Source organism: Variovorax sp. P4_D9, assembly GCF_056401695.1.
This window is the reverse complement of record NZ_JBFUIU010001200.1, coordinates 1-2,093: the sequence shown is the minus strand read 5'-3', so window position 1 is coordinate 2,093 and position 2,093 is coordinate 1. Positions and strand designations below refer to the sequence as shown.

2 protein-coding genes and 1 pseudogene are annotated in these 2,093 nt (G+C 63.8%); 2 read left to right on the top strand and 1 reads right to left on the bottom strand.

Going from position 1 to position 2,093, the window contains the following annotated elements; genetic code table 11:
- On the top strand, positions 1 to 487 hold a 487-nt coding region (locus tag AC1DY5_RS52960; RefSeq protein WP_478122238.1), incomplete at its 5' end, for an ABC transporter substrate-binding protein.
- Between the two features lie 153 nt (positions 488 to 640).
- Positions 641 to 1,623 (top strand): annotated as a pseudogene (locus AC1DY5_RS52955) (alpha/beta fold hydrolase).
- A gap of 163 nt (positions 1,624 to 1,786) precedes the next feature.
- Here the strand turns inward: AC1DY5_RS52955 and AC1DY5_RS52950 are convergent.
- Positions 1,787 to 2,093 (bottom strand): transposase (locus tag AC1DY5_RS52950; RefSeq protein ID WP_478122237.1); only part of this gene is annotated, 307 nt, incomplete at its 5' end.

The following is a 2,093-nucleotide window of genomic DNA, read 5'->3' as shown; positions in this document are numbered from 1 at the left end:
CCTCGCTTACCCTACGCATCCGCTTCGAATGAAAATGGTCAGTGAGGTTGAGGCGGTGGCCGATCGTCTTGGTCTTCAGCTCCATGTCTATGACGTTGACACTGGAGGTTCGGAGCTCCTCGACAGCGCCTTCGACGCCATGGCCAGAGACAAGGAGGAGGCCGTGCTCGGACTTCAAGGCCCCCACTTTTTCCGGGAACGCGCGCGGATCGCGAATCTGGCGCTCAAGCATGGGATCCCGAGCATGTTCGAAGCCGCCGAATACGCGGACGCTGGCGCGCTCATGGCCTATTCGGCCAGTTCCGATGAGATTTATCGGCGCGCTGCCGGGTACGTAGACCGAATCCTAAAGGGTGCCCATCCGGCCGATCTTCCTGTCGAGCAACCGACCCGGTTTGAACTCGTCATCAACCTTAAGACCGCCAAAGAGCTCGGCCTCACGATCCCGCAGGCGATGCTTGTGCGCGCGAATCGGTTGATCCAATAGGCGAGTGCCAGAGGGCTACCGCACTGCGGTCTTCCGCGAACGTCGGGAATTGGCCGGGTCCGGGTGTACGCAAACGTCAGGCGCGCAACGGTGCTGCGTCAAACTAAACTGACATGGCGGGCGGCGTTTGCACGCACAACTCCAGGAGTCCCCATGAACGCAACTCGACGTCAAATGGTGATGGCGGCCGGCTCAGCCGTGCTCGCCGGATGCGCCACGCCGATCGGCGACGCAGCCGACTGGCAGCAGTTCAGCGCCGACGACGGCACGCGCGTCTCCTACCGCCGATGGCTGCCCGCTGGTACGCCCAAGACGGTATTGCAGGTGGTGCACGGGGCAGCCGAGCACAGCAGCCGCTACGACCGCTTCGCGAAGCTTGCCGTGGCCAGCGGCTACGCGGTCTACGCCACCGATCATCGCGGTCACGGCCGCACGCGGCTGCGCTCCGGCAAAACCGGCGACGCCGGCCCCGACGCCTGGAACCGCATGGTTGAAGACGAGATCGCGTTCAGTCAACGGCTGCGGACTGCCCACCCGGGCGCCAAGCTTGTACTTTTCGGCCACAGCCTCGGCTCGTTCATGGCGCAGGACTACATCGAGCGCCGCGCCGACCTGCTGGACGGGCTGATTCTCAGCGGCACGTCATACAGGCCACCGCCACCTGCGGCATTGATCGACGCGCTGAACGAGGCCGTGCAAAGAGATCCGCTGGGCGATTCCGCTATCTGGGCCGGCCTGTTCAGGGACTTCAACAAGCCATTCAACGGAACGACCGGCTTCGAGTGGCTAAGCCGCGATGCCGACGAGGTCAAGAAGTACACGACAGATCCGCTCTCGGGCTTCGCGTTACGAATGAGCTTGCGCGCGACATCTTTGTTGGCTTCGCACGCATGCGCGACCCGGACCTCGAGGCGCGCATCCCGAAGACCCTGCCGGTGCTCGTCATTCAGGGCGAGCTCGACCCGGTCGGCGAGAACCTGGTCGGCACTCGGCGGCTGGTGGAGCGCTACAACGCGCTCGGCTTGACTCGCATCGAGACGCACTACTACCCCGGCGCCCGTCACGAAGTGCTGAACGAAACCAACCGCGACGAGGTGCAGCGCGACGTTCTCGCCTGGCTTGCGAAGACGATGTAAGGGACTCAGGCGGTTGCAGGCCGTCCGAGGGCGACTCAACCGCCTTGAAGCTGTCGGTCGCGACCGTCGGGTCCTGGCCGTTCCGAGTCACTGGGCCTTATGCGTAGCGCACGTTCAGTCGCCTCGATGGAGGGCTAGTGTAGTGCGCCACTCAGATATGTACTTATCGTGTACGCCTTGCCAGTGCGGCCTTGGCTCGCGTGACCTTGGCCAGGATGTCGGTCGCGCTCTTGGTCCAGATAAACGGCTTGGGGTTGGCGTTGTGGTGGGCCACGTACAGATCGATGGCCAGTTCCAGTTCGGGCACGCTGGTGAAGCTGTCGCGCCGGATGCGGTTCTCCGAGATGTCGCGGAAGAAGCGCTCGACCATGTTSAGCCACGAGGCGCTGGTGGGCGTGAAGTGCATGACGAACCGCGGGTGCTTGGCGAGCCAGGCTTGAACCTCCGGGTGGGTGTGGGTGCCGTAGTTG